Origin of the sequence: Arcticibacter pallidicorallinus (assembly GCF_003002875.1) — a bacterium.
Taxonomy (GTDB): Bacteria; Bacteroidota; Bacteroidia; order Sphingobacteriales; family Sphingobacteriaceae; genus Arcticibacter; species Arcticibacter pallidicorallinus.
The window spans coordinates 319,089-337,823 of sequence record NZ_PVTH01000003.1; the positions used below are offsets into that span (position 1 = coordinate 319,089).

Here is an 18,735-nt window from a genome sequence, read left to right on the forward strand (position 1 = left end):
GCGGCATCTTAAGGGGTGCTTGTTAAAACAGGCTGAGATTACACCCATCGAAGAGAATGGTATAAAAGCGTACCTTCCCTCTTCGTGAACTTGATCCGGATAATGCCGGCGTAGGAATAATAAATAAGATTGTGCGTATAGCCCCGTTACGCATTCATTTAATTAAAAGCATTTTGAAAAAAATCTACTTAGTTGCCCTTGTGGCACTTATCCTGCCTTCTTTGGCATGGGCTCAGTTTTCAATCAGGGGAAAAGTAACAGACAAGACGAACCAACGCGCACTCGCCGGTGCAAGCATTACCGTGGGTGACCGTACTGCCAGAAGCAACGCTTCAGGAGAATTCGACGTTCAAGACCTCGAGGCCGGAACCTATCGTCTATCATTCCGGTTCATCGGCTTCAGTGAGATGTCAACCACCATCAATCTATCCGGAGACAGGGTCTACAACGCTGCATTATCTCCGATGACCGTACTTACGGACGAGGTCATCGTACGCTCAACAAGAGCTACGGAGAGCTCGGCTACAACTTACCGGAATCTTAACAAGGAAGAGCTGGATAAATACAATCAGGGGCAGGATCTTCCGTATCTTTTAAATCAAACGCCCTCTGTTGTCGTCTCATCAGATGCCGGAGCCGGGGTAGGCTATACGGGGCTGCGCATACGGGGTAGTGACGCCACCCGAATAAATGTTACCCTGAACGGAATTCCTTTAAATAACCCCGAAAGTCAGGGGTCCTTCTTTGTCAACATACCCGACTTTGCTTCATCTGTTGATAATATTCAGATACAGAGGGGGGTAGGGACCTCGACCAATGGAGCGGGAGCTTTTGGCGGAAGTTTAAATATCCAGACTATTACACGCCGCGATTCCGCCTACACTGAGCTCAATAATACTTTCGGCTCATATAACACCTGGAAGAACACGGTAAACATCGGAACCGGACTACTGAACGGTAAGTTCACCTTCGACGGACGCCTGTCCAGAATCAAGTCTGACGGTTATATTGACAGGGGAGCATCAGACCTTAAATCGTACTTCCTGTCCGGTGCCTACTATGGCAAACGGGATATGTTGAGAGTAAATGTATTCTCAGGACAAGAGAAGACTTACCAGGCATGGAACGGCGTACCCGAGGAAAAGCTAAGGGGCTCTGCCGCAGACCTTAATGATTACTATCAGAACAACAAAGGAGTGTACTTTTTCACACCCGCAGATTCTGCTAATTTGTTCGGATCAAACAAGCGAACCTACAACTCATTTCTGTACAAGGATCAGACCGATAACTACAAGCAAGATCATTACCAGGCGTTTTATACTCATACTTTCAACAGCAAACTATCCCTTAATACGGCCCTACACTATACCTATGGAAGCGGCTATTTCGAAGAGTACAAGAACGCAGCAAAGTTTGGAAACTATGGATTACCCAATATCGTTACCGGTACTGATACATTGAAAAGAACCGACTTGGTAAGACGCCGCTGGCTGGATAACCATTTTTACGGTTTAACTTATTCTTTGAATTATAACCCTTCAAGCGACCTGAACCTTATACTTGGAGGCGCTTATAATGAGTACGACGGTGATCATTTCGGCGAGATCATATGGGCCAGAAACAATTCTTCTAATGAGCCCGGTGATCGTTACTACCAGGGTAACGGCTTTAAAACAGACTTTAACATTTATGGAAAGGTTGAATACCAGCTTGACGATTTTCTCTTGTATGCTGACCTCCAGTATCGTCGAACCGGCTACAAAATCATTGGAACCGATAAGAACCTAAATAGTCTGGACATAGATGATCAACTCAACTTTTTCAATCCCAAGGCAGGAATCACTTATAAGCTTAACAACGCCAATAACGTCTATGCATCGTTTGCTGTAGCCAATAAAGAACCGAACCGCGACGACTATATCAATATGCCTGGCGGACGTCCATTAAGAGAACATCTCAAAGACATTGAAGCAGGATACAGGTTCAACAGCTCGTCTTTCCGGGCCGGCATCAACGGATACTGGATGATCTACAAAGATCAGCTCGTTTTAACCGGTAAAGTAAATGATGATGGCGAAGCGCTTCGACAGAATGTAGCTGACAGCTACAGGCTTGGTCTTGAAGCGGATGTCCAATGGCCGCTTAGCAGAACCCTCACCTGGGGACTGACTGCTAATCTCAGCCGGAATAAGATCGACAGCTTTACAGAGTATGTCGATAATTGGGACACCGGAGGTCAGACCAGTTTCACGCACAATAACACAGACATCTCCTTTTCACCTTCGTTCGTTGGCTCCAGTGAATTAGCCTACCGTCCGCTTAAAAATGCAGAGGTCGCCTTACTTAGTAAGTATGTAAGCAGACAGTACATGGATAACACATCCAATGACAGTCGCTCATTAGACGCATTTTTCGTTAACGACATCCGATTACGCTATAATACATCCGCAGGAAGAATCAAAAACCTGGAATTTTCACTTTTGATAAACAATGTGTTTAGTGAGCTTTATGAATCTAACGGATTCACATACAGCTACATCGTTGGAAATCAACTCGCCACTAGTAACGCCTATTTCCCTCAGGCAACGAGAAATTTCCTACTATCCGCGAAGTTTAAGTTTTAAGCGTATATCCATTTAAAAACAAGCTTCGACGAAACCGGAGCTTGTTTCATTTTAATCAGTCGAATTCTGATATTCTATTGCGATATTTGAATACATACATTTTAAAGAATGAATTTACGATACGTATTCCAGGCAGCATTTCTGCTGCTTGCCCTTGATGCTTCAGCACAAAAAAAATCTACATCTTCTCAACCAATACCCAGACCTAAACTTGTTGTCGGCATAGTCATAGATCAAATGCGATGGGATTACCTGTACCGCTATCAGGACCGATATACAGATGGTGGTTTTAAGCGACTGCTGAACGAAGGCTTTACTGCCGAAAATACCAATATCGATTATGTACCTACTGTAACCGCAATAGGGCATTCTACCATTTATACGGGATCTGTGCCGTCTATCCATGGGATTGCGGGAAATGACTTCATTATCCAGTCGACCGGAAAGTCGATGTACTGCACAGAAGATACTGCATCAAAGACCGTAGGAAGCCCTTCAAAAGCTGGTGAGATGTCGCCAAGAAACCTGCTTAGCAACACCATGACTGACGAGCTGAAACTGGCTACAAATTTTCGCTCCAAGGTAATCGGAATTGCCATAAAGGACCGCGGAGGGATTTTACCCGCTGGACATAGCGCTGATGCTGCTTATTGGTTTGACGATCAAACCGGAAACTGGATTACCAGTACCTATTACATGAATGAGCTGCCTCAATGGGTCCAAAATTTCAATAACCAAAAGCTGCCGAAGAAGTATCTGGACCAAAACTGGAAAACCTTATTCCCGCTCGACACTTATTTGCAGAGCGAAAAAGACGACAGTCGTTTCGAAGCAAAGTTCAGTGGAACAACCGCACCTGTCTTTCCACATGAAACATCTAGTATGTATGACAGAGACTTCAGCATCCTGAGAACGACCCCTCAAGGCAATACCATCACACTGGATATGGCCAGGGCAGCAATAGAGAATGAAAAGATGGGTCAAAGGGATATAACCGACTTCCTTGCGGTTAGTCTATCATCAACAGATTACATCGGGCACCGCTTCGGACCAAATTCTATAGAGGCAGAGGATACGTACCTACGTCTAGACCGCGACTTATCGGCTTTTTTGAGTTATCTGGACAGCAAGGTGGGCAAAGGAGCATATACTGTCTTCATTTCTGCGGATCACGGAGCAGCGCATAACCCTAACTTTCTGACATCACATAACATTCCCTCAGGCATCTTTCCAACCAGTGCGGTTACAAAAGAGTTGAATGCCTACCTGGCTCAGGAGTTTAAACAGGAGAGACTGGTATTGAGCCTAATGAATTATCAGATAAGCTTAAACAACTCGCTCATTGAAAAGAACAGACTCGATGAAGATGCGATTAAAAAAGCATGCATTAAGCACCTTCAAAAAAGAGCGGATATCGCTTATGTAGTCGACATGGAAGCTGCCAGCCAGGCGAGCATCCCTCAGGGATTGAAAGAAAAAATCATAAACGGATATAATAGAGAAAGAAGTGGTGCGGTCCAGATCATACTAAAACCCGGATACTACAGTGGCAGCAGCACAGGAACAACTCACGGAACATGGAATCCCTATGACACGCATATTCCTTTCGTCCTAATGGGTTGGGGTGTTAAGCATGGCAGCACAAATCGACCTACCGGAATGACAGACATAGCACCAACTATATCAGCCCTTTTACGCATTCAGGCGCCAAACGGAAATGTTGGAAAACCAGTGACCGAAGCATTACTTAACGAGGTACGCTAATTTATGCAAAAGTATGTCTCTAGGTTTCACTACCTTACTCAGGATCTTCAACACAAGTCGCATCTGGAGCAAGTGATCACCGCTTGTGAGTCCGGCGCCAATTGGATTCAGTACCGTTGCTTTTCAAAGACTGAAGAGCAACACCTGGATGAATTAAATCGTATCGCCGAAGTCTGTGACGATTGGGGCACTACGCTGATCATCACAGATCATACGTCACTGCTTTCCAAAGCCGATATTCAGGGAGTACATATCGAAGACCTGTCTGCAGATTTTACCTCCATAAGAAAGGAGATCGGCCCCGATAAAACATTAGGAGCTTCAGCAAACACGCTGGATGATATCAAACGCATAGCTGCGAGCGGGGCGGTCGATTACATCGGCTGCGGCCCCTTTGGTGTCACACTCACTAAGCCAAACGACTATCCGATTCTCGGCTTGGAAGGATATAAAGCGATAATGGCCGAGATGGATATTCTTCGAATCGCCATACCAATCATTGCGGTAGGCGGCATCACCGCTGCAAACATTGACGCACTTGCGGATATGGGTGTGCACGGAGTGGCCGTATCTGCAGCCATCAATAAATCCGACAACCCAGCATCTGCATTCAAGGAGATATATAGAAAACTTCATTAACATGTCTTCGCATCATATTGTAAGAGAGAAGCAGGAGCCTGCGCTGTTAATTGCTGATTTGGACGGGTTCGATCCCGAAAATCTCGGACAGCTTTTGGAATGGAGCCCTACAATTATTGTTGCGGAAGACGCCTATGATTCAGCTGACTCTCTGGGAATAAAGATAGATTTCCTGGTCGGCCGACCAGATGAATATTCACTCCAACCAAGAACCCAGCTTATCCCTTCAGAAGAGCATGCAATCCAGAGCGCCCTGGACTTCCTGACCCGGGAAAAATATCCTGCTGTCAATATTATTACCGGCAAGCCAGTTATCACTGACTATCTACCCTACTGCGACCACATCAATATCGTTATCCTTACCATCAAACAGCGAATCTTCATGGTTCGCTCCGGTTTCAGCAAATGGAAGACGGCAGGCGAAGACATTGAGATCTTGGGCAATGCAACAGAGCTCGTCCATACAGGTCTAGATCAAAACTCCTCACATATGTTCACTACGCAATCAGATGGCTTCTACTCGCTTCGTTTCCAAGAGTCTTTTATCTTTGTAGCAGAAAATCTTTAGTACGATTAATGAGCTTGACAATAAGGTTAGCAGTACCAGAAGACCTCCCGATAATACATCAGTTGGCTGAAGAAATTTGGTGGCCTACTTATAGCCATATACTTAGAAGTGAACAGATAAGGTTCATGCTCGACACGATGTATTCGATCGATACACTGAAAGAGCAGCAGGCTACCGGCACCGAGTTCCTGCTCGCCGGGAGGAACGCAAAGGTCGTTGCTTTTGCAGGCTATTCATGCAACGAAGAAGATAATAAGCTGAGCATTCACAAATTATATGTACATCCCTCAGAACAGGGAAAGGGCACAGGGAAATCCCTGATACATCACATCGAACAGACCGCTAAGAATCTGGGGATATCCCTCTTAGAATTGAATGTAAACCGAAAAAATGGCGCATTGAACTTCTACAAGAAAGTAGGCTTCGAAATTTTTAAAGAAGAAGATATCCCGTACTATCAATACTGGATGAATGATTTTATCCTTCAAAAAAGTCTGAATTAGCCTCCCGAAGTATCATCCGCTTTCGTTTTTCCGTCTCTGCATCAATTCTTGTATCTTGAACTGCATCCGTAACCGCCACTTCGAAATCCCTGTCCTTAAAGGAACCATGGATCGCCGCCTCTTCTGTATTTCCAAGAGCAATATCATAAGGGCCTTTATCGCTCATCAACTTCACGAAAACTGGGAGGCATTCGAATAATATGAACAACAAGCCGATAAATGCAACGGCCAGATAGGTTCCCAGATCTCTGCTTCCGTCGGCTTTGAAGCTTAACTGACCCAAAGCCCAGTTCCTGTCTGCGAAACCGGCAACATTAGCAAGACTATCAAGCTGTTTATTACTAAAAAGCCGCTGGCTTGTAAGCCCGTCTTGGTCCCTCCTCTCACGCACAAAACCTTCCATTGCGGAAATCTCCGCTCTAACCGCTTCTAAACGGGCGACCTTTTGACTGAGAACCTCCTCTTTTTGCTTTGCGTAAGTCCCATAACCCACTTTACCAGATGTCTGATTCGTTTTGTCACCAAATATCTCCTGATTCAAAAGATAACGTGACCGGGTGATATCCGCCTGAAGAGAATCCCTTTCAGCTGAAAGGTCTTTTAATTTACTTAGCTCTGTGCCATACTTATTCTGAAACGTACTGTTAAGTGTATCAATCTTTGAGCGTTGACCATTCAGATAGGAAAGTTTCAGCTTCTCACGAATCTCCTTGTTGAATATCTTAAGCTCAAGTGGTCTGGAAATCACAATGCCGATCATTATCGCGAGCAGAATTCGCGGAGTTGCCTGAAGTATTTGCTTGTTCACGGAGGCGTTCTTGCTGATGCTGGAAACAATATACCTGTCCATATTGAAGATAGCCAGCCCCCAGATCAGTCCGAACAGTATTGCAAAGAAAACAGCAAAATTATCACCAGAAAAGACAAAATACATGGCGTAGCCACCAGATAGTGTTGCAAAAAGAGCAGTAAAAAAAATTGTCGCACCAATACCAACGTACTTGTTGTGCTCCGTAGGAAAGTTCCTCAATGTATCTGCATGAACCCCAGAGCAGAACCAAAAAAAACGACTGACACTATCCATCCCCTGAATTTTCCCTTTAGAACATCCACAGGGTGCACTTGTTACAGGAAAATGTAAAAAAATCCTTCTAAAAGCTTTGTCCTTCGCATTGCCCGGAAGCTTCAATCTTAATTCCTATCTTTGAATCAATAAACGTTTTGTCATGAAAGAAATAACCGTTGAAGAACTAAAAAAAATGATAGATAATGCTGAAGACTTTCAGCTGATCGACGTTCGCGAATCTTTTGAATACGAGGTATCTCATTTAAATGGCGAAAACATCCCATTGTCAGGTATCATCGTTGAATCAGATAAGATTGCTACAGACAAGCCTGTAATCGTTCAGTGCAGAAGCGGAAAGCGCAGTGCCGCTGCGATCATGCAGCTTGAGCAGCAGCTTGGGTATGAAAACCTGTACAATCTGGAAGGCGGCATACTTGCCTGGAAAGAGAAAATAGATCCGTCAATTCCAGTTTATTAATTCACTATACATCATACGGGTGCCCTGTGCACCTGTTTTTACCTCTTTCAAGTACTCATGGGAAAAAAAATCTTTCTGAATATCCTGTATAATATCGCGTTGATGGTTATGGTCCTATGTCTGTTCTGGAGCATAAAACATGAGCAGTACGCAGTAACTCTTGGTTCTACGGTTATTATCGCCTTCGTTATTTTTCTGAAAATTCAGTTAAGAAAAGAAGTTAAGGCCATGTTCAAAGAGAAAAAGAAATAACTTAGGGATTCAGCTTTTGAGCAGGCGCCTTTTCTTTCGTCTTAAACTCCTTGTACGATTTTCTTATATAAACCACAAGGTCGTATTCATTCCAGGAGCGTAGCTGTTCTACACCCGGCAAATAATCAGCTCTGAAGTCCTGAAGCTCCTCCTGCTTTATTTCCGGAACCGCATTTTTTATAGACAGATCATTGAATCTCCTCGCGACTTCCTGATACTCCAGTTCCTGATTGGCGAAATCATTGAACCTCCTGGCCCGCTTGCCGGTTTTACCGAAACGATCTCCAAGTGCTGAAAGCGGACTAAATATATAAGCAAGTACCGGAGGTTTACCCCCAAAATATGATCCTTTACTTTTGTAAGCGTCTTTTATTTCATTCAAATCAGACTCCAAAGACCTACCTGTCACGACCACTTCTTCCAATCTCGTAATTTCCTGCAAGTAAACAATCTCATCCCTGAAATCTGATACAATAAGGGGATATGACATATATCCCATGGCAGATACCTCCAATGTGTCTCCCCGGGAAGCGAGGATACTGAAAATCCCCATTTCATTCGTTGCCACAGAAAAATGGCTCCTTTTATTTTTAACAGATGCACCGCTTATGCGAAGATTACTACCGCGCTTCAGCACAGCACCTTGCTGAGCCTTAACTGTCTGCGCAAAGGCCTGTCCACCCAGAAATAACGTGAGCAAAACCATAACAACAGCGATAATGCGATAGTTTCCCATAAAGTATTACAAAAGTAAGTTAATATTCCGGCCTCTGCCTTTAAATACCCTCATATAACGACGGGATACTTAGAATAGTTCTATGAGATTAGTATCTTTGTTGATGATTAAGTCAATGACCGGCTATGGTATAGCCTCTACTGATTTTGCTAATACCAAATATACTGTCGAGATCAAATCACTTAACAGTAAATTCCTTGAGTTAGCACTGAAACTTCCAAAAGCATTTTCAGATAAGGAGCTCATCCTCCGCAACGACTGCTCCAAGCAGATAGAACGAGGAAAAGTCAACATAACCGTCACTGTAGAATACGCTTCAAACGAGAAAAAGGCGGCTACTATTGATCAGGGACTACTCACTCTTTATTACAATCAGCTCAAACAGGCTGCAACCACGCTGAATGATAACGGCAACAATCTTCTACAGCTGGCCCTTACATTTCCGGAAGTAATCAAGTATGAAGAAGATCTGGTCTCTGAACAAGAATGGATACAACTTCAGCAAACTTTTGCAGAAGCCATGAACAACTTCCAAACGTTCAGGAAGGACGAAGGCCGTGTATTACTACAGGACCTCGAACTGAGAATCAAGAACATCCTCAATGCCTTGAAGCAGGTAGAAGAACAGGATCCAAAACGAATTCCGGCAATCAGAGAGAGAATTTCGCAACTTCTGGAAGAGTTTGTAGGTAAAGAAAATACCGATTCCAACAGGTTCGAGCAGGAGCTGATTTTCTATATCGACAAACTGGATATCACCGAAGAGAAGATACGTCTGAGAAGCCATTGCGACTACTTTATCGAAGCATTGAAATCAAACGATGCCAATGGTAAAAAGCTTGGATTCATTTCTCAGGAGATAGGTCGTGAAATCAATACAATGGGTTCCAAAGCAAACGATGCGCAAATCCAGCAGATCGTAGTTGGAATGAAAGAAGAACTTGAAAAAGCTAAAGAACAACTCTTGAATGTTCTTTAATTTTAAAATATAACACCAATACACAATGTCCGAAGGCAAACTGGTCATCTTTTCAGCTCCCTCAGGTGCTGGCAAAACAACTATAGTACATCATCTCCTGAAGCGCTTCCCGCAGCTGGAGTTCTCCATCTCCGCAACTACCCGCGAATCCAGAGGAAAGGAAACACACCAAAAAGACTATTACTTCATCAGTAAGGAAGAATTCTTGCACAGGGTTGCAAAGCATGAGTTTGCAGAATTTGAAGAAGTATACTCAGGAACTTTCTACGGAACACTTAACTCAGAAATTGAGCGTATCTGGAAGCAGGGGAAATGTGTGGTGTTTGACATTGATGTAGAAGGTGGCCTGCGGCTTAAAAAGAAATTTGGCGACAAAGCATTGGCAATATTTGTGCAGCCTCCATCGCTGGAAGTGCTTATCGAACGCCTTACTGGCAGGGGTACAGATAGCGACGATAAGCTTAAAGAGCGTTTCGCCAAAGCAGGTAAAGAGTTAACTTATGCATCCCGCTTCGACGTAATACTTCCAAATTACGAACTTCAAACAGCCTGTGCAGACGCAGAGAAATTAATCAGTGACTTCTTAGCAAAGTAGACTATGAACATCGGTCTGTTCTTCGGTTCTTTCAACCCGGTACACGTCGGTCATCTCATCATCGCTAACCACATGGCCAACTATACCGACCTGGATAAGGTATGGCTAATGGTTTCTCCGCATAATCCATTAAAGGATAAAAATGCGCTCATTAACATGTACGACCGGTTGGAGATGACCCGTCTGGCAGTCGAAGATTCACTGAACATAACAGTCAGCGATGCTGAGTTCAAGCTGCCGCAGCCATCATACACGATAGACACGCTTACTCATCTAAAGGAGAGGTATCCTGAACATAACTTTTCCCTCATCATGGGAGCTGACAATCTCACCTCCCTGAAGAAATGGAAAAACTACGAAATACTGTTGAGAGACTATAAGATCGTAGTCTATCCCCGGCCCGGATACAACGAGTCTGAGCTGATGCATCACCCATCAGTAACAATTACCAACACGCCGATGATGGAACTCTCTTCAACATTTATCAGGCGTGCAATAAAAGCAGGTAAGAGTGTTCGATATATGGTACCTGAGTCCGTAATACGTTTTATCGAATCAAAGAACCTGTATGGCTAAGCTTTTCGCCAGCCAATCACCTGCTTTAGATAACCATCAATCAACTCCGTGTCTACGATGTCATTGATGTATCCGATATGAAGATCCGGCCTTACTATGATCGCTCTCTTTGCTTTTCGGCTACTCATCTCAAAGGCCTCAAAGATGGCCTTGTTCCTGTCAGATGGGGGCATATAAAAGAAGTTTAGCGCAAAGGGATAAGCAGATTTGATCCATTTAGCAATGCCCGAGACGGCCATAGGGCTCAACTCCCCAAGCACAAGCAGTGTAAAACCGCCTTTTGAACACCACGCTTGAAGATCAGTATCCACTTTCAACTTTTCATCAAACACTCTTAAGAATGGCAAGCGATCTCCTGCCTTTATTGCCGTGGTAGCGGAATGATGAACAGAAAGTATACTTTTCCGATAAGTGATGCCTATCTGAGAAATTCGTTTGAACAGCTCACCTTTTAGATCTTTACTTCTTGCAATACGCTGAATCAAAACAGGCGCCACCCATTTTCTGATCCTCTTAATGAAGAAATTATTCGAAACAATCATGGAAAATAGCCGGTCCGTAGTCTTCAGTAAACCATGCGCTACCGGCATCCGCTCCACCGAATATGAATCCAAAATCGCTTTATTATATTCTTTGTTAACTACGCCGGCAAGCTTCCAGGCAAGATTGTAAGCATCCTGTAATCCTGTATTCATACCTTGTCCTCCTACGGGGGAATGAACGTGAGCAGCATCACCTATTAAAAAGACCCTTCGCGACCTGAATTGATCAGCCATTCGGTGATGCAAACCATACACCGAAAACCAGTTGCATGACTCCACCTGCAGGGGAACACCCAAAGTGAAAGTAACATAAGGCTTCAGGTCATCGAAACGTAGATCTGTTCTATTTTTCAAAGCTGCCGGCACGACTCCTATACAGCGTACCAGGTTATTGCTTATCGGAAAAAGCGCGTTGAATCCATCCTTCTTCGAAATGATCCGTATCTGATTGTCAGGATAAGGTATGGTCAGCTCCAGATCAGCCAGGTAGAACCGGTGAATATAAGAACCACCTGAAAAGTTAATCTTAAGAGCCTTTCTGACTGCGCTGGAAGCTCCATCTGCGCCGATCAACCAGTCGCAGCTTATTCGCTTATCCAACTCACCCTGCCTCATCTGTAGTACCACACCCTCGTCAGATTGCTCCACGCGTAGCAGAGTGGTATCCCAATACACCGGACACGCATGTGCAGTCAGGTCTTCCAATAAATGCTTTTCAGTCTTACTCTGCTCCAATGTCAGAACAAATGGAAACAGCGTCTTATCAGAACCGTCAATTATAAGCCGGTCAGGCTCCTCATCGTTCAAAAAATAAAAATCAAACCCGGAAACCTGCATACCCTCTTTGAGAAACTGATCCGACAGACCGAGCTGCCGCAGTATCTCCAACGTCCTGGCATGCACTGCTAGAGCTCTCGATTGCTTTGTCAGCTCCTTCTTAGAATCAATAATGACCGGTTGGATACCTTGGCGTAACAAGAGAGCCGCCATCATCAAACCCGAAGGTCCGGCTCCAACAATTACTACACTGGCATGATCCGGTAAACTCATCATTTCATCAACAAAAATATAGCTGGTATTTTATGGAAGTCAACCTTCTGCTTCCGCCATTGTTCTATTGGCAGTGAAATAATCCGCTCGTCTTCTCCCGTCAGGTTCACCGCTACACATAAGCGTGTCTTATCGGAGCACGTTCTCACAATCTCCTCAATAACCTGATTGTTACGAAAAGGGGTTTCTATAAATATCTGGGTTTGACGGAACTTTTCCGACGCATTCTCCAATTCCTTAATTCGCCTTGCTCTCTGAGACTTATCTATCGGCAGATAGCCGTGGAAACTAAAGTTCTGACCGCTAAAGCCGGAAGCCATCAACGCCAGCAAAATCGAACTAGGTCCAACCAAAGGAACAACCTGAATACCTCTCCTGTGTGCCTCCGCAACAATGTCAGAGCCAGGATCAGCCACTGCGGGACATCCGGCCTCACTCATCAAACCTACATCTTCACCTTTTTCCAGCTCTTTGAAGAAAACACTAAAGTCATTCTTCTCTGCATGTTTGCCATAAGGATGAAGCTTCAACTCACTCTGAGGTGTCTTAAGCCCCATTTCTTTTAGCCACCGCCGGGCAGTTTTCTCATTCTCAACGATGTATGTTTTCAGCGTGTTAATCAAAGCTGATTGCGTGGCAGGAATCGTCTGTGCAACAGAATTTTCAGCAAGGGGTACCGGAAGTAAATAGAGCATTCCTTTAGACATGCTGCAAATTTGAGCATTTTATTTTTATTACATAGCCAACCGGCTTATCTGCCCCTTAGAGTAAACCAGATTTCACTAAAAATAAAAGCCGCTCTACTTTCGTAAAGCGGCTTTTAGTAGCCCCGGCGGGAATCGAACCCACATCTAGAGTTTAGGAAACGCCTATTCTATCCGTTGAACTACAGGGCCCTTAATCAAAGCCCGAAAATAGGTTTTTCAAATTGAATATACCTATCCGAACATCAAATTTATCTGATAGTACTGCCATTAGCCGTACTTTCAAACGGAGCAACAAAATTAAGCTTTCCATCTGAATTTTCAGACATTAAAATCATTCCCTGAGACATGATTCCTTTGATCTCCCTCGGTTCCAGGTTTACAAGGATGCTAACCTGCTTACCTATTATCGCATCCGGCTGAAAATATTCCGCAATCCCCGAAACAACCGTCCGCGTGTCAATACCTGTATCAATGGTCAGCTTCAGCAGCTTTTTCGTCTTGGCAACCTTTTCAGCCGTCAGAATTGTTCCTACCCGGATATCCATCGCAGAAAATTGCTCGTAAGTAACATTCTCCTTTGCTGGTGCAACAGTCGCCTCTTCTACAGCAGCAGCTTCAGCCACAGATTGTGCCTTGTCCGCTAGCTTCTTCAATTGCGCCTCAATCACATCATCCTCCACTTTCTCGAAAAGCAGCTCAGGCTTACCCAACTGATGTCCCACCTCAAACCTAATCTCCTCATCGTAAGAGAAAACATCCTGACTAAGCCCCAGCATCGTAAAGATCTTCCCGGACGCGACAGGAAGGAACGGCTGAGCCAAGACACCAAAATGCGCAATAATCAAAAGGCAGTCTTCCAGAACAACGCGCGTTGCCTCCGGATCAGTCTTAAAAGTCTTCCAGGGCTCTTTTTCAGTGAGGTACCTGTTACCCAATCGCGCGACCTCCATTAAAGAAGCTAAGGCCTGTCTGAATTTATAAGTCTCTATATGCTCCTCAACCTCGTCGTACTGCTTGCCGATCAGGTCATGGAGTTCCGAATCCCTGAACGAAGACACACCACTAACCTTACCCTCATAATATTTATGCATCAGGATCATCACCCTGTTCACAAAATTACCGGCAATCGCCACCAACTCATTATTGATACGAGCCTGGTAATCCTTCCATGTAAATTCACTATCCGATGTTTCAGGTAGAATAGATGTCAGCACATACCTCAACTCATCTTGCTTACCAGGAAACTCGTTCAGATATTCATGCAGCCATACAGCATGATTCCTTGAAGTAGAAAGCTTATCGCCTTCCAAATTCAGAAATTCATTAGCAGGAACATTATGAGGCAGGATATAGTCACCATGCGCATGCAGGATAGAAGGGAAGGTGATGCAATGAAAAACAATATTATCCTTTCCGATGAAATGGATCAGGCAGGAATTATCTTCCTCATTTTCCTGCTTCTTCCAGTATTTCTGCCAATCCTTACCCACATTCTCAGCCCATTGCTTAGTCGCAGAAATATACCCTATAGGCGCATCCAGCCACACGTAGAGCTTCTTACCCTTCGCTTCTGCCAATGGAACGTCAATTCCCCAATCCAGATCTCGAGTCATAGAACGAGGCTGCAGGCCCGCCTTCAGCCATGAGCTGCACTGCCCGTAGACATTTGTTTTCCACTTATTCTTTTTACCCTCCAGTAACCACTCTTCCAACCAGGGCTGATACTTATCCAGCGGCAAATACCAATGCTTGGTGGTTCTTAAAACAGGCTCATTCCCGCTAAGAGTAGACTTCGGATTAATCAAATCCGTCGGGTTCAATGAAGACCCGCACTTTTCACACTGATCGCCATAAGCTCCATCATTTCCACAGTTCGGACAGGTTCCTGTGATATACCTGTCAGCTAAAAACTGATCAAAATCAGCGTCATAGTACTGCTCCGATTCCTTCTCAATAAACTCACCCTTCTCATACAGATTGAGAAAGAATTCCTGCGAAAGATCATGATGAACAGGCGAGGAGGTGCGGTGATAGATATCAAACGAAATCCCAAACTCCGCAAAACTCGTCTTTATCTGAGTATGGTATTTATCGATAATCTCCTGAGGAGTAATGCCTTCCTTTTTGGCGCGTATGGTAATCGCTGCACCATGCTCGTCCGATCCGCATATATAAACTACATCCTTCTTCTTCAGACGTAAATGCCTCACAAATATGTCAGCGGGAATATATGCACCCGCCAGGTGTCCTATATGTAAAGGTCCGTTTGCATAAGGCAAAGCAGATGTGATCGTATATCGCTTAAAGGAATCTAGTTCTGACATTAATTATCGTGTATTTTGCAAAGATACTCATAGATGTCGAAATTTATGAAGATTACAGAATATCAGGACCAATTCCGATATATCCCGTAAATTAGACTTTTTCACCACATGATTACTCCTCCATACCTGAAAAAGGGCGACAAAATCGCGATTACTTGTCCCGCTAAAAGCCTGCCTGGCGATATTACAAGCGCTGTCAGATTATTGGAGTCCTGGGGACTTGAAGTTATCCTTGGCGATACCGTCAAAGCAAGCCACCATCAGTTTGCCGGCGATGACGAGCTCAGAACCAAGGACCTTCAGCGCTTCCTTGACGATCCGTCGGTGAAAGCCATCATAGCCGCCCGCGGGGGATATGGGACGATAAGGATTATTGATAGGCTTGATTTCACCAGCTTCCTTCACGAACCCAAATGGATCGTCGGCTTTAGCGACATTACCGTCTTGCACAGCCATATCCATGCTACCTGTAATGTACAGACCATCCATGGTCAAATGCCCCTGAATGTCCCTGATGGAACAAAGCCCTCCTTGGAATCGCTAAGAAAAGCCTTGTTCGGCGAATCAATAAACTACAGCTATGAGTCATCAACACCCGGCCGCAGCGGCTCTGCGAATGGTAAACTCATTGGTGGAAATCTTACGCTACTGGTCATGATGAGTGGCTCCATATCCGAAATGAGCTTCCGTGACAAGATCCTGTTCATCGAAGATGTGGGTGAATACTATTACTCGATAGACAGAATGCTGTGGCAGCTGAAGCGTGCCGGCAAGCTCTCTGAATTAAAGGGCCTTATTGTAGGTGGCTTTACTGACCTGAAAGACAATGCCACTCCTTTTGGAGAGTCTTTACAAGAAATGGTGATGAACCATGTAAAAGAATATGACTACCCTGTAGCATTCGAGTTCCCGGCAGGCCATATTCCCGACAATCACGCATTGATTTTTGGTAGGGATACTAAATTGGATGTTATGCAAACCGGGCTGAGCCTCAGCTTTATTTAACTATCTTACCTTAAACTCAAAACTATAGGTACCAGCCTGCCCTTGCTCAGTAAGTCCTTGAATCACGCCACGATATGACCCCGGGCGATCAGAAGTATAAAAACTTAGTTGAGTCTTGCCGTCCCTGCCTGTTTCCACATCCGGATTCCATAATAAGAGATTTCTAAAATCCGGAAGTCGGCTATTGAGCTGATCAGGAGAGTCATACCGCGGAGCGTAAAACTCCCGAACCTGCTGTAAACCATCGTAGTCAATGATGGAGGCATCCGGATCAAGCTCCATCCCGTCTAAATTGCCTTTATAGGTATTGAACAGGATAAGCCCCCCGTAAACATCCGGCCCATAAAAATACCTCTTAGACAACACCTCTACGCTTTTGATTTTAAGCGGATCATAACTAAAAAACTTCAGCTGGTCAAACATCGGAACTCCGTCCATCAAGACAAGCGGAGGTTCCTCGAAGAAGCCTTTGTTAACGTCTCCGCTGAACACCTGCATCATGGGCTTACCGTTCCTTCGACGAACTCCTACACCCAGCACATATTCCCTCAAAACTTCCTCTACCGTCGGGAAACGTGTATAATTATCAAGCAGGTACTTTTCCTCCAAATGACCGTAGAACGGCACGGTGTCTATTATTGATTCGCCAAACCGATTCAGCTGCTCCCTCAGAAAGATGTTATGAGCCTGCATATTGATACTATTGATTAAAAGCGTCTTTTTAGGCAATGAAGTGAGCGATACAGGCGAAGAGAACTTAGCCGAATACTTATCAGAAAAAACATCTGTGAGGTCCACGTTGTATAGCGCAGTATCCGCATTACTGGTTTGCAGAACGAGAGGTTGCACTCCATTTAGGCCCCTTGTATAAAAATCAACCCTTCCGTCCGAATTACTGGTCCCATTGTAATAGCGAATGAACCTTCCCGGAACGGACAAATAGCTTCTGATCCCGCTCACCGGACGATTGGTCACAGAACTTGTTACCCGTGCAGGGACAATATGATAACTTGTCTCCGGTATATACTCTGCTTTGAAAGGTTGCTGACTAAAAACCTGATCCCAATTAAACCGGCGCCATCCATGGGTAAGCATCAGATTATCGATAGCCTGAGATACTTCCTTATCCCCCGAAAAGTAATACTCCGGCTGCTCTATCGTACCTTTTAGCTCCGATCGTAAGAGAAAATAGCTATCGATTCCGCCGTGGACGCTGTGTTGCAGTGAATCCGCATTGTAAATAGCAATGGAAAGATTGGCTGCTGCAGGCACAGATCCGGTTATCGAAGAACGTACGTCAACCAGCACTTTTTTCCTTCGGTCATATTCCTGATTATCTGTTGAAGCCTCTACCGTCAGTTCTTTAGGGCTCCGTTTAAACCAAAGACGTTCCGACACCGGTTTGTAACCCGAATTGAACAGCGTAAAATGCGATATACCATTGTGCAACTTGGTTTTAGGGATGGAAATTTGCGCCTGCCCCTCGTTTAGCCTTACTTTCGAAGCAACCTCAACTCTATTTGAAGCGTGAACAAAGAGATACATTTCCGCCATATCCCGGCGGTTTGAAGCTACATGAACAAAAACCTCATCATCGCTTTCAGTTAAAGCCAGCCGATAGCCGTCACTTTTCGCTGCAGGCAATCGATATGTCGCTTTCCTTCCGTCAGAAAACTGAACAACTGCCTTGTACCCAGTGCCTGGAACTGGAGTCAGCATAAAATTGCCTATCCCAAAACGTCCAGATATCATTTCTGACACGATTCTGCCTGCGTCATCCTGTATATTTCCTTTAATATTCACTCCCTTACCCGATTCATCGATAGCTCTAAAACCCACCTTACTTTCGACGCCCGACAAAAGGTCCCCCCCTTCAGGGAAGAACTGAACATCGTAGTGCTTTTCATTCGCACGCACCATATCGGGTTGCGCAGTCAGCGTATTAATAACGCGGATACGCTCTTCAAAAAAGAAATCAGGAGAAAAATTCCTCATCCATCTGGTGTAGACACGAAAACTGTAGTTTCCAGAAGTTAGACTAACCGGCAGATAGAGCGAGCCATTTCCCTTTCCTTTATTCAGTGCAATCTTAGCCTGAACAACAGCTTTAGACTGCGCGTTCAGCACCTCAACGTAAGCAACTGAACTTAACTCCAGTGGCCTGTGATACGAAGCATCTACATTATAGATCTTAAACCATAGGATTTCACCTGCCAGATAGCTGGTCCGATCAATATGAGCGAAGATCTTTTCCTGTACATGAGACTGGCGGTAGCGGTCAAAAGAGGCATTAATGCTATCAAAAGCTGCCATCTGCGTCAACCCGA

The 18,735-nt window shown here is 44.6% G+C and carries 17 protein-coding genes and 1 tRNA gene; 11 read left to right on the plus strand and 7 right to left on the minus strand.

The window, feature by feature from the left end:
- The first annotated feature begins 173 nt into the window (after positions 1–173).
- The 5 genes from B0I27_RS06360 (at position 174) to B0I27_RS06380 (ending at position 6,098) form a co-directional block, all read left to right on the plus strand.
- Positions 174–2,624: a TonB-dependent receptor gene (locus tag B0I27_RS06360; RefSeq protein WP_245925446.1), complete on the plus strand. Its 2,451-nt coding sequence runs from the start codon at positions 174–176 to the stop codon at positions 2,622–2,624.
- A gap of 108 nt (positions 2,625–2,732) precedes the next feature.
- Positions 2,733–4,388 carry an alkaline phosphatase PafA gene (pafA, locus tag B0I27_RS06365; protein ID WP_106292384.1) on the plus strand — a complete coding sequence of 552 codons (1,656 nt, stop codon included), beginning with the start codon at positions 2,733–2,735 and terminating at the stop codon, positions 4,386–4,388.
- 3 nt (positions 4,389–4,391) lie between these two features.
- On the plus strand, positions 4,392–5,027 hold the full coding sequence (locus B0I27_RS06370) for a thiamine phosphate synthase (protein ID WP_106292385.1): 636 nt from the start codon (positions 4,392–4,394) through the stop codon (positions 5,025–5,027).
- A gap of 1 nt (position 5,028) precedes the next feature.
- The gene (locus tag B0I27_RS06375) at positions 5,029–5,595 is read left to right on the plus strand and encodes a thiamine diphosphokinase (RefSeq protein ID WP_106292386.1); all 567 of its coding nucleotides are present in this window, start codon (positions 5,029–5,031) and stop codon (positions 5,593–5,595) included.
- An 8-nt stretch (positions 5,596–5,603) separates the two neighbouring features.
- Entirely contained in the window at positions 5,604–6,098 is a 495-nt protein-coding gene (locus B0I27_RS06380; protein WP_106292387.1) for a GNAT family N-acetyltransferase, read from the plus strand.
- Here the strand turns inward: B0I27_RS06380 and B0I27_RS06385 are convergent.
- Entirely contained in the window at positions 6,073–7,182 is a 1,110-nt protein-coding gene (locus tag B0I27_RS06385; protein WP_106292580.1) for a DUF4407 domain-containing protein, read from the minus strand. The two genes, B0I27_RS06380 and B0I27_RS06385, sit on opposite strands and share 26 nt — an antisense overlap.
- A gap of 142 nt (positions 7,183–7,324) precedes the next feature.
- Here B0I27_RS06385 and B0I27_RS06390 point away from each other — a divergent pair, with 142 nt between their 5' ends.
- Entirely contained in the window at positions 7,325–7,642 is a 318-nt protein-coding gene (locus B0I27_RS06390; RefSeq protein ID WP_106292388.1) for a rhodanese-like domain-containing protein, read from the plus strand.
- Positions 7,643–7,699: 57 nt separating this feature from the next.
- Positions 7,700–7,894: a DUF6358 family protein gene (locus tag B0I27_RS06395; protein ID WP_106292389.1), complete on the plus strand. Its 195-nt coding sequence runs from the start codon at positions 7,700–7,702 to the stop codon at positions 7,892–7,894.
- A 1-nt stretch (position 7,895) separates the two neighbouring features.
- Here the strand turns inward: B0I27_RS06395 and B0I27_RS06400 are convergent, their stop codons facing one another.
- A complete protein-coding gene (locus B0I27_RS06400; RefSeq protein WP_106292390.1) occupies positions 7,896–8,630 on the minus strand; it encodes a carboxypeptidase-like regulatory domain-containing protein in 735 nt (244 codons plus the stop codon).
- A 115-nt stretch (positions 8,631–8,745) separates the two neighbouring features.
- On the opposite strand from B0I27_RS06400, the gene B0I27_RS06405 reads away from it, so the two are divergent.
- From B0I27_RS06405 to nadD, 3 genes are read left to right on the plus strand one after another with little or no spacing between them, the layout of a single operon-like run.
- Positions 8,746–9,609 carry a YicC/YloC family endoribonuclease gene (locus tag B0I27_RS06405; RefSeq protein WP_106292391.1) on the plus strand — a complete coding sequence of 288 codons (864 nt, stop codon included), beginning with the start codon at positions 8,746–8,748 and terminating at the stop codon, positions 9,607–9,609.
- A gap of 25 nt (positions 9,610–9,634) precedes the next feature.
- Complete coding sequence (gene gmk, locus B0I27_RS06410; RefSeq protein ID WP_106292392.1) at positions 9,635–10,204, plus strand: guanylate kinase; 570 nt, start codon at positions 9,635–9,637, stop codon at positions 10,202–10,204.
- Between the two features lie 3 nt (positions 10,205–10,207).
- On the plus strand, positions 10,208–10,780 hold the full coding sequence (nadD, locus tag B0I27_RS06415; protein ID WP_106292393.1) for a nicotinate (nicotinamide) nucleotide adenylyltransferase: 573 nt from the start codon (positions 10,208–10,210) through the stop codon (positions 10,778–10,780).
- Here nadD and B0I27_RS06420 read toward each other — a convergent pair.
- The 4 genes from B0I27_RS06420 to metG form a co-directional block, all read right to left on the minus strand.
- Positions 10,777–12,375, minus strand: a complete 1,599-nt coding sequence (locus B0I27_RS06420) for an FAD-dependent monooxygenase (protein WP_106292394.1) — start codon at positions 12,373–12,375, stop codon at positions 10,777–10,779. The two genes, nadD and B0I27_RS06420, sit on opposite strands and share 4 nt — an antisense overlap.
- On the minus strand, positions 12,372–13,079 hold the full coding sequence (locus B0I27_RS06425; protein ID WP_106292395.1) for an SAM-dependent methyltransferase: 708 nt from the start codon (positions 13,077–13,079) through the stop codon (positions 12,372–12,374). Before B0I27_RS06425 ends, B0I27_RS06420 begins: the two co-directional genes overlap by 4 nt.
- Before the next feature lie 117 nt (positions 13,080–13,196).
- Positions 13,197–13,268: transfer RNA gene (locus tag B0I27_RS06430), tRNA-Arg, on the minus strand.
- A 59-nt stretch (positions 13,269–13,327) separates the two neighbouring features.
- Positions 13,328–15,403, minus strand: a complete 2,076-nt coding sequence (gene metG / locus B0I27_RS06435; protein WP_106292396.1) for a methionine--tRNA ligase — start codon at positions 15,401–15,403, stop codon at positions 13,328–13,330.
- A gap of 108 nt (positions 15,404–15,511) precedes the next feature.
- Here metG and B0I27_RS06440 point away from each other — a divergent pair, with 108 nt between their 5' ends.
- Positions 15,512–16,408, plus strand: coding sequence for a S66 peptidase family protein (locus tag B0I27_RS06440; protein WP_106292397.1), 897 nt, complete (start codon positions 15,512–15,514; stop codon positions 16,406–16,408).
- Here the strand turns inward: B0I27_RS06440 and B0I27_RS06445 are convergent, their stop codons facing one another.
- Positions 16,409–18,721, minus strand: coding sequence for a hypothetical protein (locus B0I27_RS06445; RefSeq protein ID WP_106292398.1), 2,313 nt, complete (start codon positions 18,719–18,721; stop codon positions 16,409–16,411).
- Positions 18,722–18,735 lie beyond the last annotated feature (14 nt).